Source organism: Bacteroides sp. ZJ-18 (genome assembly GCF_011038705.2).
GTDB classification, from domain to species: Bacteria; Bacteroidota; Bacteroidia; order Bacteroidales; family Bacteroidaceae; genus Bacteroides; species Bacteroides hominis.
On record NZ_CP072198.1, the window covers coordinates 3,645,720 to 3,664,837 of the forward strand.

12 protein-coding genes are annotated in these 19,118 nt (G+C 45.0%); 1 reads left to right on the plus strand and 11 read right to left on the minus strand.

Going from position 1 to position 19,118, the window contains the following annotated elements:
* Positions 1-55: 55 nt before the first annotated feature.
* From G7Y45_RS14715 to G7Y45_RS14745, 7 genes are all read right to left on the minus strand, one after another.
* Positions 56-3,127: a response regulator gene (locus G7Y45_RS14715; protein WP_005806585.1), complete on the minus strand. Its 3,072-nt coding sequence runs from the start codon at positions 3,125-3,127 to the stop codon at positions 56-58.
* A 133-nt stretch (positions 3,128-3,260) separates the two neighbouring features.
* Positions 3,261-4,379 carry an ABC transporter permease gene (locus G7Y45_RS14720; protein WP_005806587.1) on the minus strand — a complete coding sequence of 373 codons (1,119 nt, stop codon included), beginning with the start codon at positions 4,377-4,379 and terminating at the stop codon, positions 3,261-3,263.
* On the minus strand, positions 4,376-5,476 hold the full coding sequence (locus G7Y45_RS14725) for an ABC transporter permease (RefSeq protein WP_005778275.1): 1,101 nt from the start codon (positions 5,474-5,476) through the stop codon (positions 4,376-4,378). The genes G7Y45_RS14720 and G7Y45_RS14725 overlap by 4 nt, the downstream gene beginning before the upstream one ends.
* A gap of 3 nt (positions 5,477-5,479) precedes the next feature.
* Positions 5,480-6,940 carry an ATP-binding cassette domain-containing protein gene (locus tag G7Y45_RS14730; protein ID WP_022012631.1) on the minus strand — a complete coding sequence of 487 codons (1,461 nt, stop codon included), beginning with the start codon at positions 6,938-6,940 and terminating at the stop codon, positions 5,480-5,482.
* A 13-nt stretch (positions 6,941-6,953) separates the two neighbouring features.
* Positions 6,954-7,850, minus strand: coding sequence for an HlyD family secretion protein (locus G7Y45_RS14735; RefSeq protein ID WP_005778279.1), 897 nt, complete (start codon positions 7,848-7,850; stop codon positions 6,954-6,956).
* Positions 7,851-7,863: 13 nt separating this feature from the next.
* On the minus strand, positions 7,864-9,120 hold the full coding sequence (locus G7Y45_RS14740; RefSeq protein ID WP_165015207.1) for a TolC family protein: 1,257 nt from the start codon (positions 9,118-9,120) through the stop codon (positions 7,864-7,866).
* Positions 9,121-9,438: 318 nt separating this feature from the next.
* Positions 9,439-10,599 carry a 6-bladed beta-propeller gene (locus G7Y45_RS14745; protein ID WP_032542568.1) on the minus strand — a complete coding sequence of 387 codons (1,161 nt, stop codon included), beginning with the start codon at positions 10,597-10,599 and terminating at the stop codon, positions 9,439-9,441.
* A 306-nt stretch (positions 10,600-10,905) separates the two neighbouring features.
* Here G7Y45_RS14745 and G7Y45_RS14750 point away from each other — a divergent pair, with 306 nt between their 5' ends.
* Positions 10,906-11,793 carry an AraC family transcriptional regulator gene (locus G7Y45_RS14750; protein WP_032542567.1) on the plus strand — a complete coding sequence of 296 codons (888 nt, stop codon included), beginning with the start codon at positions 10,906-10,908 and terminating at the stop codon, positions 11,791-11,793.
* Between the two features lie 91 nt (positions 11,794-11,884).
* Here G7Y45_RS14750 and G7Y45_RS14755 read toward each other — a convergent pair whose 3' ends face one another.
* The 4 genes from G7Y45_RS14755 to carA all read right to left on the minus strand — a co-directional run bounded on the left by G7Y45_RS14755 (position 11,885) and on the right by carA (position 19,077).
* Positions 11,885-14,041 carry a family 20 glycosylhydrolase gene (locus G7Y45_RS14755; protein ID WP_165015210.1) on the minus strand — a complete coding sequence of 719 codons (2,157 nt, stop codon included), beginning with the start codon at positions 14,039-14,041 and terminating at the stop codon, positions 11,885-11,887.
* A 166-nt stretch (positions 14,042-14,207) separates the two neighbouring features.
* A complete protein-coding gene (locus G7Y45_RS14760; RefSeq protein ID WP_005778289.1) occupies positions 14,208-14,504 on the minus strand; it encodes a thioredoxin family protein in 297 nt (98 codons plus the stop codon).
* Positions 14,505-14,608: 104 nt separating this feature from the next.
* Positions 14,609-17,839 carry a carbamoyl-phosphate synthase (glutamine-hydrolyzing) large subunit gene (gene carB, locus G7Y45_RS14765; RefSeq protein ID WP_005778290.1) on the minus strand — a complete coding sequence of 1,077 codons (3,231 nt, stop codon included), beginning with the start codon at positions 17,837-17,839 and terminating at the stop codon, positions 14,609-14,611.
* Between the two features lie 161 nt (positions 17,840-18,000).
* Positions 18,001-19,077 (minus strand): glutamine-hydrolyzing carbamoyl-phosphate synthase small subunit, encoded by a 1,077-nt coding sequence (gene carA / locus G7Y45_RS14770; RefSeq protein ID WP_032538057.1) that lies wholly within the window; start codon positions 19,075-19,077, stop codon positions 18,001-18,003.
* Positions 19,078-19,118 lie beyond the last annotated feature (41 nt).

Below are 19,118 nucleotides of genomic sequence, written 5' to 3' on the forward strand. Positions count from 1 at the left end.
TGTAAAACCATGGTAAATATAACATTTTGATAATCAGCGATTATTTAGTAAACCGTCATAAAGCAACATCTGGAGAATAGCAGTATTTACGTAATACAGACATCAGTCTTGCTTTATCTACCGGCTTGGCAAGATAATCATTACAACCGGCTTCTAATGCAGCTGCCTTATCGGAGTCGAAAGCATGTGCCGTAAGCGCTACAATGGGTAATTCCTTATTGAACTTCCGAATCTCAACTGTTGCCGTCAGTCCGTCCATTACAGGCATTTTCATATCCATCAGCAAAAGATCAATCCTGTAGTTCTTCGCCATCTCTACAGCTTGCTGTCCATTCATGGCATGAAGCAAATTATAATGCTTACACAGCATGGCCGATAATAACAGATAATTACTTGAGATATCTTCTGCTATCAGAATCGTCTTTCTATCCAAAGCCGCATTCAGATTCCGGCCATATGTCATATTCTCTTCATCTATGCTTGGCCCGATATGCCTTTCGGGCTCCCGCCCGGTTTTCACTTCCGGATTGCAAGGAATAATGGCCCAGAACAGAGAGCCTTCATGGTATTTAGATTCAAAACCGACACTTCCTCCCATCGATTCGGTAATTGCCTTACAGATAGAAAGGCCGAGCCCTGTGCCTTGAGCAAACTCATCGAGTTTCTCGAACCGATGGAAAACTTTATTCTTTTTCTCCTCCGGTATGCCGATACCTGTGTCTTTTACATACAGACGGATTCCTGTATCCATTACTTCATACCCCATTTCTATAGATCCTTTCGGAGTATATTTAATGGCATTTGTGACATAATTAGTCATCACTTGTGCCACACGGTTTCTGTCAAGTTTCACCAGACACACATCATAAGGATTAATCGTCACCAACCGGACTTCCGGATTAACCATCCGTTGCTTCATAGAAGATGCCATGCCATTAAAATATTCGGCCAGATCAAAATCTTCATATTTTAGTTCCACCGAACCGGACTCCAATTTCGACAGGTCCAGGATATCATTAATAAGTTTCAGCAACAGTTCGTTATTGGTATTGATAATCTGCATATACTCTTCTCTATCAGCCTGCTCTTCCGAGTTCATCAGTAAATCAGAGAAGCCGACAATCGCATTTAGCGGTGTACGGATTTCATGACTCATATTGGCAAGAAAAGCTGACTTAAGTTTATCCGATTGTTCGGCCAGCAGCTTCGCCTGCCTCAGTTCTTCGATCATTCTCTCTCTGTCAGTAATATCATCCACACGAATCACGATGCCATCTATCTCTTCACCTTCACCAAATACGGGAGTAGCCAATACCTCTACAATCCGGTTGTTTTCCGAATGAAACTTTATCTTTTCCATCTGCCTTGATGCCAATACTTTGCCTAACACACAATTTTCACAGGGAGAAGTCCGGTTATGGGCACTCTTATAACAGCACTCTCCCCGCTTATATGCCTCAAAGGAAAGGCTGGACGAACAGACCGATACATTTTCCCATTGCACAACATAATCTTTAGTGATATAAGCCAATCCGGAATTAGTATTATTCAGTACCAATTCATTCTGTCGGATCAGCCTCTTCAGTTTCTCCTTATTCTTCAGCAAAGTCAATTCTGTCTGTTTATAAGATTCAATGCTGATCGTCATGCCGGAGACATACTGATAAGGAGTATCATTAAGAATAGAGGTCTCAAGCACTCCACGGGTTTGCCACCATTCGTAATTCCCGTTTCCCCGCAAGTCTGCACGATATTCTATGTCCCATTCACCACTATCCTGCTTCAGCACTGCATCCATCGTACCGATGAACTGCCTCCGGTCGTCAGGATGTACACATTCTGCAAACTTTTCAAAAGTATTGATGTCCAAAGCATTCCGCCCTATCTTATCAAATCCCTCACCAAAACTGACTCTTTGCTTCGACGGCTCGTAAAACCAAGTATAAGCATTCATCACCTCCATGGATATGGAAAGAACCTTGGCACGGCGTTCAAGGTCATTCTGCAATTTCTGATCCCAACGAATATTGAGCAACAGACGCTTGCTACCATCATAAATGATATTCTTGCGTACAATGGTATCATAGCTGCGACCATCCTTCAGAATAATTCTTTCTACCCCAAAATAAGGCTTGCCGGTAGTAAAAACTTCCAAATCTGTTTTTTGCATGCGCTCCGCCTGTTCACGATCCAGAATGTCACTTACTGTTTCACCTTCATAGGTGCCAAACATCCGCATACTTTCTTCATTACAGAAAACATAACGAAAATCATCTTCCACATCTTTTATGTGTATAGGCAACGGTATGCTATTCAAAATGTTCTCTTGCAACAACTTCCGTCTTTGTAACTCTGTATTGTTTTTGCGAAACCCTACATACTTGACAACTTTTCCATCGACTCCCCTCTCATACGGAGAACAATTCAATTTACAATATTGCCACTCTGATGTATCGGACAGTCTAATCCGGATATCCATTTCATACAGACAATCACAGCCATTAAGCATATCAAGCAAAATAGGTTCCGCTTCTTTCCAATCCTCCGGATGAATATGTTTTTTATAATCTTCAATAGTGAGGGGCTGGGTAGGATCGCAGTTATTAAGTGGTTCATTCTCCGCATAGAACAAATGGGTGCGAACATCAAATTCCCATAAAACCACATCGGCGGCCTGCATGGCCAATGCGGTTTTTTGCTTGCTTTGACGTAATATCTCTTCGGTACGTACCGTTTCGGTCACATCCTGTGCTATAAAAAGAAACTTATCGATCTCCTTATTCTCATCATCCCGGACTACCGATACGGTAATTTCAAAATAACGTATCCCTGATAAAGTTGTCGGATAATAAAATTTGGCTAATTCAAAATCATACTTGACTGTAAAACGAATATTCTCTCCCGCACGCAAGCGGCTCTTCATTTCATCGGGAACATTCGGGTTTTCAAAAATGTTGATACCCAACATATCTTGTTTATCCTTCACCCCCATCATTTTCAGTCCTACACTGTTTATCTCTATCAGGCGGCCTTCACAATCATACAATTCCATCCCTACGGGAAGATTTTCATATATAGTTTGCTGAAGTCTATGGGTTTGAGAAGGGCTTGATGTTTGTTTGCTCATTACGTAATATCTTAGTATATCTGTTTTCTTTCTACAAAAATACACATAAGTTGCAAGCAAACACAGGTTTATCCTAAATTTTCCAGTCTGTTAACCACTTTTCGAATGCTTTTTGAAGCTCTCCACTGCCTAATTAGCCACTCTTCCGATAGCTCTTCACCGCCCAAATATTGAAAAACAGCGCAAAGGCCAGCAAAGCTCCCAGCTGCGGCAATAAATCGATAAACCCGCTCCCCTTGAGATATACCATACGCATCACCTGCATAAAATATTTCAGTGGATTGAGCATAGTGATCCATTGTGCCCACTCGGGCATACTGCGGACAGGAGTAAACAATCCGCTCATTAAGATTAGAATCAGCATACAGAACCACATGACAAACATGGCTTGTTGCATGGTAGCCGAATGATTGGAAATGACCAATCCAAGACCGGATACAGCCAAAACAAAGATGATGGCAAAGAAATAGATCACCAGAAAATGGCCTGCAGGAAAAATTCCGTAAAGTGCCCATGCCAGAATAAAACAAAGTGTCAGAACCACAAAGCCTATCAACCAATAAGGAATCAGTTTGGCAAGGATAAAAGTGAACTTTCCGACAGGAGTCACATTGATCTGCTCAATCGTACCGGCCTCCTTCTCCCCTACTATATTCAACGCAGGCAAGAAGCCGCAAAGCATGGTAAGCAGCATCACCATCAGGGCCGGAATCATAAACAGTTTATAATCCAGATTAGGGTTGAAAAGATTCTGAGTAAGAATATCAATCCGGGGCAGATTCCCGTTGGCAGCAGCCGGAATGTTTCCACTCTCCGCCTGTAATTCCGTACCATAATCGTTGATGATGGCAGACAGATATGAACTGCCCAAACCGCCCTTGGTCCCATTTACGGCATTGGCGGCCACAAGTACGTGGGCAGCCTCGCCATTCACCCAGTCCTTCTCGAAATCTCCGGGAATTTCAAGCAGCACATCGGCTGTCCCCGCTTCAATCGCTTCCAACCCTTCTTTATAGGAGTCCGGTAAAGCAGTGGTCCGGAAGTAAGTTGAAGCCGTTATCTTATCGACCAGCCTGCGTGAAAGAGCCGAATGATCATTATCTATAATATTCATCCGGATATTTTTTATTTCAAGATTAGCAGCCCAGGGCATAAGAAGCATAATCATGCAAGGGAAGATAAAAATCAACCTCGGCAGGAAAGAGTTGCGGAGCAACTGCTTGAATTCTTTCTCTATAAGATATTTAATCATAACCTGTTTTTGAATTTCTTGAAGCTAATTGTTATCAACACGACTGCCATAAGAGCCAGAATACTGACCTCAGACAGTACAAAAGAAATATCTACTCCCTCAATCATCAATTTACGTACGGCCTGAATATACCAGCGGGCGGGCAGAATATCGGAAATCAATTGCAATACCAGAGGCATGCTCTCTATCGGAAATATCATGCCGGAAAGCAACATTGTAGGCATCATCAAGATCAACCCCGAAGCGAGCATGGCGGCCACTTGCGTCCGTGTCACCGTGGAAATAAGCAATCCCAACGCCAACGACACAAAGATAAAAAGCAATGATACCATTATCAACCAGAACAGGCTGCCTGCCACGGGTACATCAAGTACATAAACTGAAAGCAGCAGAATCGTCGTAAGATTGACAAACGACAGCACAAAATAAGGAACGGCCTTAGCCAGAATAACGAACAAAGGTTTCACCGGAGAAACCAGCAATATCTCCATCGTACCTGTCTCCTTCTCGCGGACAATGGATATGGAAGTCATCATGGCACAGATCAGCATCAGGATAAGTCCCATCACACCGGGCACAAAATTGTAGGCACTCTTCATCTGTGGATTATAGAGCAGTTTCACATCGGGCACAACAGAAGATACGGACATTCCGGGAGGAAGCATTTCCTGTCGGACGGAAGCTATGACATTAGTGGCGTAACCGGCTTGTGTGGTAGCCATATTCGGATCGGTTGCATCGGAAACCAGTTGCACACGGGCATCGCCTGTATACAGATGATTGGCAAATTGTTCGCTGAATACAAGTGCCATGTCGATTTCATTTTCCTGAAACGCCCTTTCCATCTCCTGTGGAGAATGCAACAGGCACTTCACGGAAAAGTATTCGCTGGCATCCAAACGGTCGATGATCTTGCGGGTAACCATGTCATTCGAAGGGTCGAGTACACCCACACGTACATTTTTCACTTCGGTAGTAATGGCAAAACCAAAGAGAATGATCTGAACAACAGGCATCCCTAACAGAATCAACATAGTCCGTCGGTCGCGGAAAATGTGGAAGAACTCCTTTTTTACAAATGCTATAAACTGTTTCATAGGTTAATCGGCTTTACGCACTGCCTTACGGGCCAGTTGCTGGAATACATCGTCCATGGTATCGGCATGAAAACGTGCCTTTAGTCCGCGAGGGGTGTCAAGTGCCTCGATACGTCCGTCTACCATGATAGACACACGGTTACAATACTCGGCCTCGTCCATGTAATGGGTGGTTACAAAGACCGTTATCCCCCGATCTGCCGCTTGATAAATCAATTCCCAGAACTGCCGGCGGGTAGCAGGATCGACTCCTCCCGTAGGTTCGTCAAGAAACACAATCCGCGGATCATGGAAAATCGAAACTGAAAAGGCCAGCTTTTGTTTCCAGCCTAAAGGAAGGCTCTTCACAAGTGTGTCACGCTCGTCGCTGAACCCCAGACGATCGAGAAGAGCATCTGTCTTTTCGGCTATCTCGCGGTCCTGCATTCCATAAATGCCGGCAAAAAGACGAATGTTTTCCCATACTTTAAGATCTTCGTATAGAGAGAACTTCTGGCTCATGTATCCAATATTCTTCTTCACTTCTTCAGGGTGAACGGCAACATCAAAGCCGGCTACCCGTGCTATGCCGGAGGTAGGTTTGCTCAATCCGCAAAGCATACGCATGGCAGTGGTTTTTCCCGCACCGTTCGCCCCGAGAAATCCGAAGATCTCTCCCCGGTTCACCTGAAAGGAGATATGGTCGACAGCCGTGAAATGCCCAAAACATTTGGTAAGCCGGTCTACCTCAATGGCAAAATCATTTTCGGCATGTACTTCCGCACGTTCCAGACCAGGTGGACAAAGAATGTGACTGAACTGTTTCAGGATGCGTTCCGGCACATCGATTCCCTGTATCTCTCCTTCGTTGATAAAAGCGATACGGTCGCATTGCCGGGCTTCATCCATAATCGGAGTAGAAACGAGAATAGTGATTCCCTGCTCCTTGAGATGCCTCAACATTTCCCAGAACTCCTTGCGTGAAACCGGATCCACACCGGTAGTCGGCTCGTCCAGGAACAGAATGCCGGGTTTGTGAATCAACGCACAACTTAAGGCCAGCTTTTGTTTCATACCTCCCGACAAAGCCCCCGCTCTGCGTTTACGAAAAGGTTCTATCTGCTGATAGATATCTTTCACCAAATCATAGTTTTCGCGGATAGTCGTATGAAATACAGTAGCAAAAAAGTCGAGGTTCTCTTCCACCGTCAGGTCCTGATAAAGCGAAAAACGTCCGGGCATGTATCCCACCCGTTGCCGGATTTGTTTGTAATCCTTCACAACATCGAGCCCGTTCACCGTAGCCGTCCCACTGTCGGCAAGCAACAGTGTAGTCAGGATGCGGAAGAGTGTACTCTTACCGGCTCCATCCGGTCCGATGATGCCGAACAACTCACCGGAATTCACGGAAAAGGAAACCTTCTTCAAGGCTTCTACTTCACCGTAACATTTAGTCACGTCACTGACAGATACAGCTGGTTTCATCATCAGGCATCATTTAAAACTTCACTCCACCATACATACCTATTTTGAGCAGTCCGTCGTTCTCCACGGTTATCTTGACGGCATACACCAGGTTGGCACGCTCTTCTTTCGTCAGAATCGTTTTAGGAGTAAATTCAGAACGATCTGAAATCCAGCTTACGACTCCCGGATACTCTTTACGTTCGTTTCCTCCATAGTCGGAGAAAACTGTCACCCGGTTACCGATTTTAACCTGCGAGAGCTGTTCGGATGTGATATAAGCGCGAAGATACATATGATCGACATCTGCCACCTTGAAGAGTGGCTTGCCCACGGCAGCCAGTTCTCCTGCTTCGGCATATTTCGCCAATACAGTACCGCTGATAGGCGAAACAATATGGCACTTCGCCAACTGGTCTTCCACCTGTGCCACCTGAATGGCTACTGACGAACCTTGTTCCGTAAGACTGTTCGTACTGTTTTGTAAAGACGACATCTGTGCCGCAAGCTGACGCTCGAGCAAAGCGACCTGCGCATCCCAATCATCCAGTTGCTTCTGATTAGCGGCTCCGGCTTTCAAAAGGTTTTCTACACGTTTCTTCTCCCGTTGGGCGGTAGCGATTTGCTGGCGGGTAGCGGCAATCTGCTTGTTGACATCCGGACGTTGGCTTTCAACCGACTTCATACTGGCTTGCAATTGCAGTTTCTTCAGGTAAAGTTGCACGGTATCGATCAATCCCACTTCTTCACCGGATGCCAACCGTGTACCTTCTTCAACATCAAAGCACAGAAGCCTTCCCGAAGCCTCGGCCGAAACCAGAACTTCAGTCGCTTCGAAAGTTCCCGTAGCATCATAGTCGGTAGTTCTGCCTCCGCAAGCGGAAAGTAAAGACAGTAAGAATAGACATCCTATAAGTTTATTTGATTTCATAACTGCTATTATATTAGTTATTCGTAGTATATTTCAATTGATAAATATTCATCAGGAGCTGGACTTCATGCAAAGCCTTGGTCTGTCGAGCCAGATTCTCGGAAGTCATATCCCGAAGCATATCGGTAACGGTCATGGTGCCATTAGCCACTTTCGCCTCCGAAGCTTTACGGATATTAGTCCGCAAACGGATAATTTCATCATCATCCACCATCTGACGGCGCACGCTCTCCACGGCACTCTCCTGCTGAGTAGCCTGAATGCGGGTGTTAAACAGAAACACATCCCGGTTACTGTCCAACTGTCGGCGACTGGTATCTATCACCCGCCTATCGTTACGCAATGTATACAGGCTGCCGAAGTTCCACGACAAACGGACTCCTGCCACATAATAAGGGGTGAACTCATTTTTCAGCATATTCAGTCCCGGATTGCCATACGCCCCCTGTACGAAGAGCCCGAGACGAGGCATCAGTCCGGTTTTCAAAGCTTCTTCCTGTACTTGTAAGCGTCCGTTCTGTGCATCGAACCATAGCAATTCCGGACGATTATTCGCCATCACCTGTATGTCCAACTCGGCGACCGGCTTCTGCAAAGACGCACTGGCAGGCACTTCTTCGCCTGTCAGCAGCGAAAGCATTGACAGATAGGCCTGGCGTGAAGTCGTTAACTCTATCCGCTTTTGCCGGGTGTTCAATTGCTCCACACTGACGGCATCGAGATCGGCCTGACTGGCAATGCCATTTTCAATGTACGAAGAAATCTGCCTGTGGGTACGTTCCAGCTCTTCCAGGAAGAGCTGATTCTGACTCAATTGTTCGTCCAGTAACAGAATCCCGAAATATACCTGATTCACCCGCTCGGTAAGTGCATACATATCCACATTCAGCTTTTCCCGGTCTACGTCCGACATCGCCTTTACCTGCTCTTTCCTTGAACGGATTTCACCACCGTCCCAAATATTCTGTTTCAGTTCCAGCATCACCTGATATTGATCCTTGGACAAGCCCTTGATATCTACCCCGGGAATCTGCACGGGCAGCTCTGTTACCTCACTCTGCCAGGTAGCTTTGCCCGAAAGGGTGAACTGAGGCAGATTAGCTTTCGACGCATTTGCCAGATTATATTCTTTAGTCTTCTCTATCAACCCGTACTGTCTCACCAACGGATAGTTTTCCCGGGTTTTCCGTTGGCACTCTTCAAGGGTGATCTGCCCATATATCAGCAGGGCAAACAGAGAAAAAGACAAAGAAAAAATAAATCGTTTCATTATTCTATTCCTAATTAATTCTTCTTTCCTGCAAAGATAGAGAATAAGAACACGCAACCAGGTTCCAATTGTTTGCAATAATGTTCTATTAGTTCGATTCTTTAGAATAAATCATATGAATCAAATGTCGACTGTGGATTTATTCAGGATTTAAGATACGCTATCCTTTTATTGAAGCCGTTTATAAATCCATACCTTATTAGAGTCCGCGAAAAGCGATGACCGAAAAAACAAACCCCGGAAGATGACTCTCCCGGGGTTCCATATTTAGAAAAACTTCTTTCTAAATCAACATTGCCATATCTCCATATGGATTCTTCATTCTTTTACCTTTCCGATAAACAGAACATTATTATCATTCTCATTCAAAGTAGCTGCCAGTTCCTTAAGTTTCTTTTCATCCGGACCGGAGCATTTGCCGGAAGCAAGATGTTTTTCTATCTTTTCAATCAACTGGCCCGGTTCCATACTCTGGATAAAGTACCCGCGATAAAAACTGTGACCCGGAGCCGAAATAGGAAGATTACCGTAAAAGTCATTAACAAGGCGGAAATAAGAAGAAGCATTCTTCTTAGTGTCTACCAAGACATCTCCACCTCCTGTTCCCTTTTTCCCCCAATAGGTGACCATGAAATGATGAGGTAGTCTGTAATATAAATGTATCGGTTTCTCATTCATATTCGGGAAGGTCATGGTGAATTTTGGTAACAACTTATTGTTAGTGGAATCATAAGTAAAAAGAGTATCTATACTGGTATGGAAGAAATCGAAATCGTTGCAATTTCTGTATGAGAAAATTTCTCCGTCGAAATTCATCACCTTCGTTGCGGCTGTCGCAGGGATTTGCTTCAGTATATTTCCGTCCGTATCCATTTGGAAAGCAAGAGGCTCTCCCTCATTGAAAGGCATGTGTATAATAGATAAACTTCCATCTTCATTCACCCATATTTTCGGTTTATTGACTTGTATGGGAAGGTGGATATCCTTAATCCATTGCCCGTTTATATCATACATCATGATTCTTTTCCCCACAAAAGGCGTGAAGAATATATGACCATTCTTTTCATCAATGCATTCATCGTAAAGGGTGGTGTCATATTCACCGGGACCGCTTCCTACGGAACCGACATTATATAGGAATTTACCATTCCTGTCAAACAGCTTAAACACACCCCGATCCCCTTGGCGGATACCGATGTAATTGTCGGTAGCATTAATAAACCAGGCTTTGAAGTATGCCTCTTCGGAGGTCTCAAAACGAACAATGCGACAATCTTCGACAAACTCGCTGAGTGGCACTTCTATGGTGTCTTTTACGAGTGATAAGTCACATATAGTCAGTTTGCTTCCGGCAGTTTCGACAGTAGTGATGCTCCCATCGTCTGTTTTCATTTCTTTGGATTTCTGGCCGGAGGTGTTGCAAGCGGATACACATCCCAGCAACAAAGCGGAGGATAAAAGTAAATAAGTGGTTTTCATGCAGAATTGTATTTAAGTTATTCGTCATCAACAAATATACGAATAGTTCGTAATTACAGACTGTCCGTATAAACATATTTGCTCCGGATTAAACTATATTAACTTTTTCAGGACAAGCTTCACCCTACTGCCCATACCCCTATTATATTATCCTCCATGCCCATCAGCCTCATGTATGTTAAGGTCCGGACCGGGATACACGCACACTATCTCATTGTGTTTTGGATAAAATATGCTATTCTTTTACTTGGCTCGCTTATAAATCGCATATTTTATCTAAGTTTGCCGTGTGATAACAACTGATTTATGGAAAAGAACAAACCTCTGGAACTGGCACTCGACCTGCTGAAGCACAGCAACGTGGTATGCAACAACGAATATCGCTTCGTCACCCCGGATTTTGGCATTGTCATCAGCTTCGCCAATATGGAAAGCCACCTGTTCCGTTTGGGACAACCCTACCGGCTGAAGGAAGGAAGAATCATCCGCGGACTACGCGGAAAGGCACGGATCATTATCAACCTGATTGAATATACCGTCTATCCACAAACCATTGTCACTTTCATCCCCGGCTCCATTGTCGAACTTTTAGAATTCACACCCGATTACGATTTTCAGATGATCGCAGTGGACAAAGACTTCCTGCCGCTCCTACGACGTGACCAGCTCTTTGAATCACACGTACGGCAGAACCTCGTCACCCGGGTGACAGATACCGAATGGAAGCTGTCGGATGCTTATTTCACGCTGATTTGGGAAACTGTTCAGGAAAAGCCCTTCCGCCGGGAGGTAGTACAACATCTGCTTGCAGCTCTACTGCATAATATAAAGTATATACGGACGGAAGAAGCCAATGACGCTTCTCACAGGTTTTCACATCAGGAAGAGATATTCTGGCGATTCATCACACTGGTGAACGAATCCAGCAAAAACGAACGTACCGTAGGATTCTATGCCGACAAGCTATGCCTGACTCCCCGTTACCTGAACACGCTGATCCGGCAGGTCAGTCACCAGACAGTGATGGAGTGGATCAATCAGTCTGTTATTCTCGAAGCAAAAGTATTACTGAAACACAGTGACCTGCTTGTATACCAGATTTCGGATGAACTGCATTTTCCGAATCCCTCCTTCTTCTGCAAGTTCTTTAAACGAATGACGGGCATGACACCACAGGAGTATCAAAAAAGATAAATTCACTTTGATAGCATATTTTAGATTTAAATAGAAAAACATCAAAGGTCACAAAACATTGAATTCTAATGAAGTACACAGTATTACAATATTATTTAATATCAGTTTCATATTCCAATCCTTCCACCTCTGAATAATGAATGCCATCCCACTTTACAGGCATAAAGCAAAATTGCCACCTGCGTTGTCCTTCATCCCCATTCCAGTGGCCGAAAGGTACACGAACTAAAACCTTATTTAGCCCCTTCTTGAGACTAATCTTAATTGGTGCCCGATAAAAATATCCTTGCCCTGTAAGCGGTATTTCAATTCTTCCCTGTCCCCATCCTGACCACGGTAAACTTTCAAAATCCCAAACAGGAGGCTCAATCCTATTTTCATTGAGCCATATATCTCCTCCACTCCAATCCCAACTGCCTTGTTGCGGTGCTCTTTCGGAACGATACCCGCCCGAATGTCCCCACATACCATTAAATCCGCACATTAAAAAAACGTCTTGCTCCCTGGGGCTTTTAATATATGTCAATGCATAACATGTCCCATTGCCAATTCCCACATCATCAGACATTAATGTAGGCCATAAGTTAGGCTGATATCTATTGTTATGCATATTAAACATTGCGTACAAAGAACGAATTTGTACTACTCCTCCGTAAGCTGCCTCATCTTTCCATTTTAAAATCTTATTATTATCGATATATTCACTTTTTATAATCCGTTCAGGCTCAAAAGAGGTATCATTGATTCCCTTATGATCAAAGGGACCTATGATTCTCCACTTAAGCTCAGATTGCTTGACATAAGCAAAAGGAATTCCTTGAAAATATTTATCCCTGTGAGCTACTAAACGATTTTCAAACTCATCAAATGCGATCCATGCATTACTCCCTTTTTTAGGCATGTTAGCAACAAACTGATTGGCTGATTCTTTAGCACCTCTCCATATTCTTTCGGCATATGTTAATAGAGTAGGATAAAATGGATATTGAGTTAAAATTTGCTTTTCGGGATATTCCCCAAGTCCACCGTCTGTCCATACACACATCACTCCCCCCAATGCATTTGTGTTTTCAGAAGCAACTTCGCATGGTTGCTGAAAGAATACTTGTTGTACGCCGGACTGAGAATCCATATAATCCATATAAAATCCATTACCATCAATATAAGGTATATCTGTTTTGATCTGATGTCCTGATTCACATTTACCCCAAAACATACGAATACAATCGTTATCTTGCTGGTAGCCGGGACTCCAAATAACAATCCGCTTGCCTTTATCTCGAATATACTTAATCATCTCAGGCATAAACTCAGGCATTGCAAACCTAACTTCATCGGATCCGATATGAAATAAAGAATCCTTGAATAATGGAATTACCTCATCCAATGCCTCTTTTAGTATAGCAATTCCTTTGGAGGTTTGCATATCATATCCTGTTGCCTTTTTAAAATACGCACTATGACCAGGCATATCAACCTCGGGGAGTACCCTTACGTTAAGAGAATCACAATAGGCAACAAACTCTTTTATTTCTTTTTGTGTGTAAAATTTTCCCGGCTGTCGTGTTTTCCAGTAAGAATTATAGGATGTCAGTTCAGGATGACTCTTAACCTCAATTCTCCACCCGGGATCATCAGTTAAATGAAGGTGGAGCATATTTATTTTGTACATAGACAATTTGCGGATCACTTCACGCAAAAAAGAGATCTCCAAAAAATTACGTCCTACATCAATCATCACCGAACGAACGCTAAATTCAGGGAGATCATCAACGTTACAATAATGTAAACGTAACATGCCGTGAGGTGATTCGGTAATCATTTGACGAAGCGTTTGTAAAGCGTTAAAATACCCACCAAATGTATTTGCCTCAATAATAATACCCTGTTTGTTAACTTGTAATGTATATGCTTCATCCGTTTTGAGCTTCCTTGAAGGAGTTGTAAATCTAATTTCGCATGTTTTTTTTCTCACCGACGTGAATTTTAGTGAATTAGAAATATCTATCACCTCTCTCTTCACTTTTTGTTGAGTAGAACAATCGACAGAACCAGAAAACAAGATCGATAATTCTGTAAAATCTATGGTTTTGCGAGTTGAAGCAATAAATTTAGGCTGCGGTATTATGGCAGGATGACAGGCCTCTTGGGACGGCGTCGGAAGAGTCCAATTCTGTGCATAAGCAATATGATTTGTAAATAAAAACAGACCTGCTATCCACAGGATCACTCTTATTGCTGATTTCATTATGATATTTTTAAGGTACAATAAATGCAAAGATAATAATTTATCGGAAGTAAAAAATATCTTAAAGAAAGAAAAGCAGTTCATTTACTAACCTTATAAACAAACTACCCGATATAGCGCATGCTACACCGGGTAGAAAATACAAAATGACATGATTGGCACTTTGCTATTTGAACTCTTCCAACACCAGTTTAAGTTCATCGATGGTCAGTTCTCCCACTTGCCTCCACAATTCGTGTCCACGCTGCAGAAGGATGAAAGCCGGAGCCGTCTCGATATTGAATGAATCCGCGACTGCCTTATCTCCCACTATATTCACTTTAACCACCTCGGAGACTTGTTTCTCGTAAGTCCGTACTACAGGTTCCAGCCATTCATAATGGGGAGACCAGTCTGCATAAAATTCTACCAACACCAGACGATTCGTTCCGGATGCGGCATCCAATTGCTCTGCTATACTCATTGTTACACGCTTTATTGATTTATATGTACTTTCAACAACAGTCAACAGAAAAAGTTCCGGATTTCAGGATTGTTAAGCAAAAGAGGAGAAGAAGACGGAACTTCTTATTTATATTCTTCCCATGACTTGATTGCTATATCGTCAATATCCATCGTACAGAACGCATTGATAAACGCACTCGCCAATCGGGCATTGGTAATCAGCGGGATGTTGAGGTCGATGGCGGCACGACGGATTTTGTAACCGTTATCCAGCTCACCGGCAGTCAGATTCTTGGGAATATTGACTACCATGTCGATCTCTTTCTTGTGCAACATCTCGAGTGCCTGGGGATGTCCTTCCTCACTGGGCCAGTAGACGCGGGTGTTCTCTACGCCATTCTCGGTAAGAAATTTGCTGGAACCTCCCGTTGCGAAGATATTATATCCCTTCTTCTGTAACATACGGGCCGCTTCGAGCATATCCACTTTCTGTTTCGGCGTTCCGGTAGAGAGCAGGATGTTCTTCTTCGGAATGCGATAGCCCACGGAAAGCATTGCTTTTAGTACGGCACAGGAAGTATCGCTGCCGATACAACCTACCTCACCGGTCGATGCCATGTCGACACCCAGCACAGGATCAGCTTTCTGAAGACGATTGAAAGAGAACTGACTGGCCTTGATACCGACATAATCGAGTTCAAAAAGGTTCTTGTTCGGCTTCTCAACAGGCAGACCGAGCATGACTTTCGTAGCAAGTTCGATAAAGTTGATCTTCAGCACTTTGCTGACAAAGGGGAACGAACGGCTGGCACGGAGATTACACTCGATCACTTTGATGTCGTTGTCTTTAGCCAGATACTGGATGTTGAACGGACCGGAGATATTGAGTGCCTTGGCTATCTCACGACTGATACGCTTAATGCGACGCACCGTCTCCACATACAACTTCTGCGGTGGGAACTGGATGGTGGCATCACCGGAGTGTACGCCGGCAAATTCGATGTGTTCGGAAATGGCATACGCAACGATCTCCCCGTTTTGTGCTACGGCATCCATCTCCACCTCTTTGGCATGTTCAATGAACTGGCTGACCACAACCGGGTGCTTCTTCGAAACATTGGCTGCCAGTTGCAGGAAGCGTTCCAGTTCTTCCTGATTGGAGCAAACATTCATGGCCGCCCCACTAAGCACATACGACGGACGCACGAGCACAGGGAAACCGACCTTGTCTACGAAGGAGTTGATATCTTCGAGCGAAGTAAGCGCACGCCATTCCGGCTGATCCACGCCGATGCGGTCGAGCATGGCGGAGAATTTATCACGGTCCTCGGCATTATCGATACTCTTGGCGGAAGTACCGAGAATATGAATATTCTGGGCATCGAGGCGCAGAGCAAGGTTGTTCGGTATCTGCCCTCCGGTGGAGACGATGACACCATGCGGATTCTCCAGTTCAAGAATATCCATCACACGTTCGAAAGTCAATTCGTCAAAGTAGAGGCGATCGCACATATCGTAATCGGTCGATACGGTTTCGGGATTATAATTGATCATCACCGAACGCCAGCCTTCCTTACGGATGGTATTGAGTGCCTGCACCCCGCACCAGTCAAACTCTACCGAAGAACCGATGCGATAAGCACCCGAACCAAGCACCACGATGGAACGGTGGTCGCCCAGGTAGGTTACATCGTTGGCTGTGCCGCTGTAGGTCAAATAGAGATAATTGGTCTGTGCCGGATACTCGGCAGCAAGCGTATCGATCTGCTTCACCACGGGAACGATGCCCAGGCTCTTGCGGTAATTGCGGACATAAAGGCTTCCGTCTTCCATATCACCTTCGTAACCGATGGCACGTGCTATCTGGAAGTCAGAGAATCCCTGTCGCTTGGCTTGCTTAAGCAGGTCGGCAGGCAAGTCGGCTATCTGCTTGTGATTATTCCCCCACTGATGAAGCTCCTCCGAAGTATTCATGATGTTCATCAGCTTTTGCAGGAACCATTTGTCGATCTTGGTCAGGTCGTGCACCTGATCGATGGTATATCCCGCACGGAAGGCCTTTGATATGACGAAGATACGTTTGTCGGTCGGTTCATGCAGCGCTTTGTCGATGTCGGAGATGACGAGTTCTTTGTTTTCCACAAAACCGTGCATACCCTGTCCTATCATACGAAGTCCTTTCTGAATCGCTTCTTCAAAGGTACGCCCGATGGCCATCACCTCACCGACAGACTTCATAGAAGAACCGAGTTCTTTATCCACTCCGTGGAACTTACCGAGATCCCAACGGGGGATTTTGCAGACTACGTAGTCCAGCGCCGGTTCAAAGAACGCACTGGTAGTCTTCGTCACGGAGTTTTTCAAATCGAACAGCCCGTACCCGAGTCCGAGTTTGGCAGCCACGAAAGCAAGCGGATAACCGGTAGCCTTCGACGCCAAAGCAGACGAACGGCTCAGACGGGCATTCACCTCGATCACCCGGTAATCTTCCGATTCGGGATCGAAAGCATACTGCACGTTACATTCGCCCACGATACCGATGTGGCGGATGATGCGGATGGCAAGCTCACGCAATTTATGATATTCTTTATTGGTCAAGGTTTGCGAAGGAGCAATCACAATGGATTCTCCGGTATGGATGCCCAGTGGGTCGAAATTCTCCATGTTGCAGACCGTGATACAGTTGTCAAAGCGGTCGCGCACTACTTCGTATTCCACCTCTTTCCATCCCCGCAAGCTCTTCTCAACCAGCACCTGCGGAGAAAAAGCGAACGCTTTCTCAACAAGTACGTCCAGTTCTGCTTCGTTGTCACAGAAGCCGGAACCTAATCCACCCAATGCGTAAGCCGCACGGACAATGACCGGATAACCTAATTCCCGGGCTGCACGACGAGCATCTTCGGCGTTCTCAACAGCTTCGCTCTTGATGGTTTTCACGTCAATCTCGTTCAGCTTCTCCACGAAAAGCTCACGGTCTTCGGTATCGATAATGGCTTGTACGGGAGTTCCCAATACACGTACTCCGTATTTTTCGAGAATGCCTTCGCGGTAAAGGGCCACGCCGCAGTTCAGTGCCGTCTGTCCGCCAAAGGCAAGCATGATACCCTCAGGACGTTCCTTCTGAATCACCTTCTCGACGAAATAAGGAGTTACGGGAAGGAAATAAATCTGATCTGCCACACCTTCCGATGTCTGTACGGTGGCAATATTGGGGTTGATCAGGATGGTTTCGATTCCTTCTTCTTTCAAGGCTTTGAGCGCTTGGGAACCGGAGTAGTCGAACTCACCGGCTTCACCGATTTTCAGGGCGCCGGAACCAAGGAGCAGTACTTTCTTTATATTATTTTCTTTCATTATTAGTTTGTTTTTGAGGTTAATCCACCACAGAGGACACAGAGAACACAGAGAATATCTTTCTCTTAAACATCTTAATAAACAAGAGATTAAAACTCTGTGTCCTCCGTGTCCTCTGTGGTGAATCGTATTCGTTTCTCATCATTTATGCAGAATATACTTCAGAGCAGTTTCACGAACTCGTCGAAAAGGAATTCCGTATCGGTCGGTCCGCTTGCCGCTTCCGGATGGAACTGTGCGGAGAACCACGGGTTTGTTTTATGGCGGATTCCTTCGTTGGAGCCATCATTCATATTGATGAACAACGGTTCCCAATCGGTGCCGAGTGTGTTGTTATCTACCGCGTAACCATGATTTTGTGAAGTGATGAAACAACGTTCAGTGCCTGCCATCCGTACCGGCTGATTATGACTGCGATGACCGTATTTCAGTTTGTATATTTTGGCTCCTCCGGCTTTGCTCAGCAACTGGTTACCCATGCAGATACCAAAAATAGGAAGTTTCGGGTTCTGCATGGCACGGCGGATGTTCTGCACCGCAGCATCACATGTATCCGGGTCACCCGGTCCGTTGGAGATGAAGAGTCCGTCGAATTCCAGATGATTGAAATCATAATCCCAAGGCACGCGAATCACTTCCACATCCCGGCGAAGCAAGCAGCGGATAATGTTCGTCTTTACACCGCAATCCACCAGTACGACTTTTTTCTTACCCGCGCCTTCATTGTAACGGATCACCTCTTTACAGGAAACCTTGTCTACGTAGTTCACCCCGCTGTAAACAGCTTCCGGAGCATTTTCCGGTTCATCGTCAAACACAATCCGTCCCATCATCACTCCGTGTTCACGCAGCACTTTGGTCAACTCACGGGTATCGATGCCCGTAATGCCCGGCACTTGCTCCCGTTTCAGCCAGTCCGCCAGACTTTCCACTGCGTTCCAATGGCTGTACTCCTGTGAGTAATCGCTCACGATGATGGCTTCGGCATGGATGCGTTCGCTCTCCATGAATGTAGCCAGCCCGTTGGGTTCCATACTGAAAGGAGGCACACCATAGTTGCCTACCAGCGGATAAGTCAGTGTCATCAGCTGCCCTGCATACGAAGGGTCGGTCAGACTCTCCGGATAACCGGTCATGGCGGTATTAAACACGACTTCACCTGCCACAGGCTTTTCGTAGCCAAACGACTTGCCGTGGAAACGGCTCCCGTCGTCAAGGATCAAAGTTACATTCTTCATTCTTATCTTCGTTTTAATCCACCACAAAGGATACAAAGCTC